The following is a 6,406-nucleotide window of genomic DNA, read 5'->3' as shown; positions in this document are numbered from 1 at the left end:
GATTAAATCGTGCTCAAAGGTATCTTCTACAGCCAGCGATTTTGTTTGCCTTTCTGGCTGAACGGCGCGGTGGTCAATACCCCTTACAATTGCATAATAGAATTTACCCACCTTACCAAAGTATTTAATCAGGTCCTGTTCAGTGAGTCGTTTAAGATCTGCCCCTGTATGCAACTGCATACTTTTCATTTTTTTTGCGGTGACTTTACCAACGCCAAAAAAACGCTCAACAGGAAGCCTTTCCATAAAGCTTTCGATTTTTGAAGGGCCAATGAACGTTAATCCATCTGGTTTATTCATATCAGACGCAATTTTTGCAACAAATTTACCAGATGATACTCCCGCAGAAGCAGTTAAGTTAAGCTCGTCTTTGATGGCCTGTTTAATTTGTTTAGCTATCTCTAATGCTGAACCTATATTTAACTTATCCTGGGTTACATCAAGATAGGCCTCGTCTAAAGATAATGGTTCGATAAGATCAGTATATCGACTAAAAATCTCTCGGATATGTGTAGATACAGCTTTATAAGCATCAAATCTTGGTCGTACAAATATGATCTCAGGACAAAGCTGAAGTGCCAATAACGTTGTTTATATGTTTTTAAGCAAAACAAAGACATTAATTATGCAAAAAGACTTAAATCCATATGAATTTACTCTCGAAATTAAGGGCGATCCAAGTGCTATAAGAGTGGAAATACCAAAAGAAGGGGATTATATTGTATATGTTAATGGAGAAAGGACCGGGCACATCTATTGCATTAAGGGAAGTAATTCGGTACAGTGGAAAACAACAGATCACATTAGTCAGGAGCTTGTGGATGAAATAGGAAAGCACATTGAAATTTTGGAAAGCAAAATAGGATAATTCTTATATTGCCGCAGAAACCAACTGTTATACTGAGGCAAGTAAGCTATGAAAGAAATTAAATGGGGTATTATAGGTTGCGGAGACGTGACTGAAGTAAAAAGTGGTCCTGCTTTTAATAAAGTTCCTAATTCATCTCTTGTTGCAGTAATGCGAAGAGATGTAGCCAAAGCCCGGGATTATGCATCCAGGCACAATGTGCCTGCATGGTACGATAATGCAGAAAAATTAATTAATGACCCCGAGGTAAATGCTGTTTATATAGCAACCCCACCTTTACAGCATGAGGAGTACACGTTGCTCTCTTTGGCTGCAGGAAAGCCCGTTTATGTAGAAAAACCGATGACGTTAAATACAGAATCGGCTTTGAGAATGAAAAATGCTGCAATTAATTTTAATGTTAAATTATGTGTAGCACATTACCGTAGAGAACAACCTATATTTTTAAAAGTAAAGCAATTATTGTCGGATAAAGTGATTGGCGATATCAGGTTTGTTCAATTGCAAATGCTTCAATCTCCGGCACATAATTTAATTGCCAGTACTGATACTAACTGGCGGCTTGACCCATCTATTTCTGGAGGTGGTCTTTTCCATGATCTTGCACCTCATCAGTTAGATTTGATGATTTATTACTTTGGGAAAGTAAGTAGCTCATCGGGCATTTCAGTAAACCAATCAAAAGAATATTCCGCAGACGATCTTGTTACCGGACAAATTTTATTTGAAAATGGCGTGGTCTTTAATGGGACCTGGTGTTTTACAGTATCAGAAGCTGACAAGAAAGATATTTGCGAAATAACAGGCTCAACTGGGAAAATAAGTTTTCCCGTATTTGGAAATAAGATTACTCTTAAAAAGGATGGTTACGAAGAAGAATTTATTTTTGAAGCATTGCAGCATGTTCAACAACCAATGATTGAGCGTGTAACAGCCTATTTTTTGGGCAAAGGGGATAATCCATGTTCAGCAGAACAGGCAATATTGTCTATGGAGCTAATGGATAGCTTTACAAAAACGGGAAGACTAAAATAATTATCATTTAATTTTATTAAAACTAAAATTATTAGTATTATTGTGCATTAATAAAATATATTATGGTACTAATAAATGATATCTTTTTTGACAAGGTTGAGGTTCCAGGAATATTTGACGATTTAATTAATTCCTCCTGGGTTAAAAGACTTGGCCGGATTCATCAAAGCGGAGCAATCTTTTTGGTTAATCCAAATATTTGTCATACAAGGCTTGAACATTCTATAGGAGTAATGCTGTTGATAAGGCATCTGGGTGGTTCTGAGCTTGAACAAGTTGCCGGGTTGCTACATGATATTTCTCATACAGCATTTTCACATGTTGGCGATTACGTGTTTGATAACACTGAAGAAAACTATCATGAACAGGTTTTTGAAGAGGTGCTACATTCATCAGATATCCCTGAAATTTTATCATGGCATGGATACCATATAGACGATATTATTAAGGGTACTTTTAATATTCTGGAACAAGCAGCACCAAGACTTTGCGCAGATCGGTTGGATTATACTTTAAGAGATTCTTATCACGCCGGACTGGTATCACGAAAGGAAGTTAAAGATTTTATTAAACATCTTGGTGTTGAAGATGGAATAATTGTTATTGAGAATGCTGAAAAAGCGGAGTGGATTAATAATTTATACAAGAAGCTAATTGATGATGTATTTAATTTACCATTACATATTTACGCAAACAGGAAACTTACTGAGCTAATTAAAGTTGGATTACAACGCAACGAACTTGTGCGTAGTGATCTTTTAAAAGATGATACTTATCTGCTTAATAAGATCAGAAGTACTGCCTCAGGATATGAAGGAGTTAAAGCAATTAAACAACAAAGAGGCTTTGACGTGTTTGTTAAAAAGGGGATGGGTTTAAAGATGAAGAACCGTCAGCTAAATGCTTTAATTTAATTCCTTGCCAACCTTAATCCCCTATATGTTTTAATGAGCATTAGTGCCCTGAATGATGTGTGTCTTTCTTTTTGCGAAAAGTTAAATAGAATGCTGTAACCACAATAATTACTGCTAAAGTAACCAATACAATTGTTATTTGAAGACCCTCTGGTGACTGATGTTGTTCCATGATATTAAATTTTGGATGAAGTTAAAAATAAAATAATAGTTCAGCGAAAAAAATATAAAAACCCGGCCGCAAAATCTGCTAACCGGGTATAACTAACCATTAATTTATAATATGAATTATTCTTTCTTTTTTTCTTCGCCCTGAGTAGGAAGTTTAAATGTTTCGACCTTTTTATCTTTGTCATTCGGTTTTTGAACTTCAGCATCACTGGGTAACTTAGCAGAACCAGAAATTGATTTAGCTGTTTTAGCAGTTACATTAGTAGGGGTAGAGATAGATCGGCTACTCTGACTATAATTTTGGAATATCAACGACCTAAAATTCTCTTTTGTATACTGTTTCGGTTTATCGTCGTTCACCTTATTGTTTTGTGGATTTGCAGTCCCGTATTTGAGACCTGCAACATTACCTTTCTTTAGCTGCTCTTTTATACTTTCGCCCGATTTAAATTCCTGCGCGTTTACAGTTAAGTAACCAGACGCTACTAAGGCAATAACTGTTATGCAGCTTATTTTATATAATGTTTTCATGTTTTCGTCTTTAATATGATTATTTTATGCTTACCAGAACTTTGATTTTATTTATTCCTTGATTATCGTAACCTTCAAGTGCTTTTCCTAATACCTGGCCAATTTTAACTTTATCCGGATCAGCTTTCATTGCAACACCAGGGATAGAAGAGGTAACCAAAAGGTCACCTCTTGAAATCGCACCTCCCTCTAAACATACTTTTGTGGGTAATACACCTATTACACCCATTGGAATCTGACCTTTTAAATCGCTGTCTATATGTTCTTCTGTTAATAGTACTCCTGGCTTTGTGGCATACACACCTGCTACCAGACTTGAGTAAGGTGTAGCGGATTTTTCCACTGCCCYGTCTTTAGTGGTAGAAATGATCAGGATGTCGCCTGGTTCATAACTGGAGGTCAGACCTATAGTTTCAAATGATTCTGCAATATCAGCCCCGCCTGTTTGTGTACCACCATTAAAAAAACCTCTTCCTGCAGCATTAATACGTGCCACATTTACTGTTCCTGGATTACCACTTTTAAATACGGCTATATTTCCATTACTATGCTGTTCAACTGTTAGCACGGGATTAATATTTCCATCATTAAAATTAACAAGTCGTGCAGCTCTTCCGTTGCTGAAATTAGGAGTCCATGCAAACAGCGCATTTCCGCTACCATCGGCAGTGGTTTCAACTCCATCACCAGAATTGGATGCATTAGCTGTAACACCATTGCCATTTCCATCGGCAATAGCAATAAGTGCTGGTCCATTACCTGCAGGATTAGATGCGTGGAATAAACCTGCAAAACCTCCTGTGCCAGAAGAAAGTCCATATATCCCTGCGGTGCCAAAGTTAGAAAATATAGAATTTACTTCGCCCTTAACAGCAGGTGAGGTACCGGTTGTACGATCTACTTTAAAATTACCTGCAATACCGTTTCCGGCAGTAGTAACTGTAATAACATCACTTGTATTGTCTTCATTAAAGATGTTGAACCTGCCTGCTCTACCAGTTGCAAATGTAGGAACCCAGGCATAAAGTGCATTACCAGTACCGTTAACACTTGTTTCTACGCCGTTGCCTAGTTTTTCTGCATTGGCAGTTATAGCATTGCCATTTCCATCGGCTAATGAAACTAAAGCCGGACCATTTCCAGCTGGGTTTGAGGCATGAAATAAGCCTGCAAAGCCGCCTGTTCCCGAGGAAATTCCAAATAGCCCTGCAGCTCCGAAGTTTCCGAAAATTGTTTTCACTTCACCTCTTACAGCTGCCGATACACTATTTGTATTATTTACCAGAAAAGATGATGCATTACCTTGTGTATTGTCAGGGATATTTCCGTTACTGTTGGTTTCAACTTCTAGGGTATTCCCTGCAGTATTTGTTTGATTAACATTTTCAAATCTTCCACCCCGACCAGTACTGTTGTTTAGTCCAACTTGTCCAAAAACACCAATGCCATTACCTGATGTATTTGTTGCTATGAAACCTCTAACACCATAGCCACCTCCATCATTCCGCCCTACCACTGCGCCAGCTATATCGCTGGTTGTGCGGCCTACCACAGCTTCGCCAGCACCGTTATTATCCCCAAATATACCTGCGGATATTTGTTCCGATGTAACGCCGTGTACAGCAAAGCCTGATCCTGTGCTACTAAAAACGCCTTTTCCAGATCCTGAACTGGATACATTAATTGCAGTTCCATTACCTAATGTTGAGACATTTAATGCGTTGTTAATATTTGCGTTGTTAAATATTGCAATATTTGCGGGAATACCATTATTACTGGTGGCAGTGAGGCCTGTTCCTGTATTGCTATTAGCATATACACCTGTTCCATTACCGGATGCATTCCCATATACACCAAGGCCGCTAGGTGTTACCCCGTATACACCCCAACCGCTACCAGCTTGCGATCCCCATACGCCGATACCCAAACCGCCAGTGCCATTATTAATACCCCGTATAGCACTTGAAAAACCTCCGGGAGAAGTATTGGAGACAATGCCTCTTATTGAGGCTATACTAGAAGTTGTAGTAGCATTTGAACCTTCTATTGAAGTTCCATCTCCGTTATTATTAATAGAAAATAGGGTGCCCGGATTATTTTCATTTGCATTAAATGGCAATACAAAGCCTCCGCCACCTATAGCACTTGGAGCCCAAGATACACCGTTGAATCTTAATACATCATTTAACACCGGTGCAATCGGATCAATAGGTTTGGTTTGCAATTTTGCTACAACCGGACCTGGATAGGTTCCCGATAAATCGCCACTAGCAGCTACACCATTTATGTCGCCTGCCACTCCCTGAGGACCTTGTGGCCCAACAGGGCCAATTGGGCCTACTGCACCGGGATTACCCATAGCGCCTGCCGGTCCTGGATCCCCTTGATCTCCCTTGTCGCCTTTTAGGCCTTGGGCCCCAGCTGGGCCTACTGCACCGGCGTCTCCTTTGTCTCCCTTCATGCCTTGAGGTCCAATTGGCCCAGCAGGGCCAACAGCACCTGCTGGTCCGGGATCTCCCTGATCTCCTTTAATGCCCTGTGGGCCCGCAATACCTGCAGCTCCTGCTGGCCCAATTGGACCTGCGGGGCCCGTATCTCCTTTGTCACCTTTTGAACCGGCTATGCCCTGAACACCCTGAGTGCCCTGAGGACCGGCCGGCCCGGCGGGGCCAGGGTTCCCTGAAGCTGCGTATAGAGCATAGGGAACACTCATTAACTGAGTACTGCCTAATGCATTGTATGAGCCACCACCAATGGCGAGTTCAACCTTAGCGAACTGGTTGGCATTTTGCCATGGTATAGCAGTAAAGGCACCTGTACCAGGTGTTCCTTTACCTATTTGTAAAGTAAATAACCCTAATTGAATCGTATTTGCAGAATGTTCTTC

General features: G+C 40.0%; 7 protein-coding genes. 3 read left to right on the top strand and 4 right to left on the bottom strand.

Annotation, left to right across the window (positions count from 1 at the left end):
* On the bottom strand, positions 1-582 hold a 582-nt coding region (gene dinB / locus AC1DDX_RS21840), incomplete at its 3' end, for a DNA polymerase IV (RefSeq protein ID WP_477622591.1).
* A gap of 43 nt (positions 583-625) precedes the next feature.
* On the opposite strand from dinB, the gene AC1DDX_RS21835 reads away from it, so the two are divergent.
* The 3 genes from AC1DDX_RS21835 (at position 626) to AC1DDX_RS21825 (ending at position 2,817) form a co-directional block, all read left to right on the top strand.
* Positions 626-868 carry a hypothetical protein gene (locus tag AC1DDX_RS21835; RefSeq protein WP_172663029.1) on the top strand — a complete coding sequence of 81 codons (243 nt, stop codon included), beginning with the start codon at positions 626-628 and terminating at the stop codon, positions 866-868.
* Between the two features lie 48 nt (positions 869-916).
* Positions 917-1,903, top strand: coding sequence for a Gfo/Idh/MocA family protein (locus tag AC1DDX_RS21830; RefSeq protein ID WP_172663028.1), 987 nt, complete (start codon positions 917-919; stop codon positions 1,901-1,903).
* Between the two features lie 62 nt (positions 1,904-1,965).
* The gene (locus AC1DDX_RS21825) at positions 1,966-2,817 is read left to right on the top strand and encodes an HD domain-containing protein (RefSeq protein WP_172663027.1); all 852 of its coding nucleotides are present in this window, start codon (positions 1,966-1,968) and stop codon (positions 2,815-2,817) included.
* A gap of 40 nt (positions 2,818-2,857) precedes the next feature.
* On the opposite strand, the gene AC1DDX_RS21820 is transcribed toward AC1DDX_RS21825, so the two are convergent.
* From AC1DDX_RS21820 to AC1DDX_RS21810, 3 genes are all read right to left on the bottom strand, one after another.
* Entirely contained in the window at positions 2,858-2,989 is a 132-nt protein-coding gene (locus tag AC1DDX_RS21820; RefSeq protein WP_262889309.1) for a hypothetical protein, read from the bottom strand.
* Between the two features lie 116 nt (positions 2,990-3,105).
* Complete coding sequence (locus AC1DDX_RS21815) at positions 3,106-3,519, bottom strand: hypothetical protein (protein WP_172663026.1); 414 nt, start codon at positions 3,517-3,519, stop codon at positions 3,106-3,108.
* A 19-nt stretch (positions 3,520-3,538) separates the two neighbouring features.
* On the bottom strand, positions 3,539-6,406 hold a 2,868-nt coding region (locus AC1DDX_RS21810; protein ID WP_477622590.1), incomplete at its 5' end, for a beta strand repeat-containing protein.

Source organism: Pedobacter sp. 10L46_2 (genome assembly GCF_056395165.1).
This window is presented reverse-complemented; position numbering and strand designations above follow the sequence as displayed.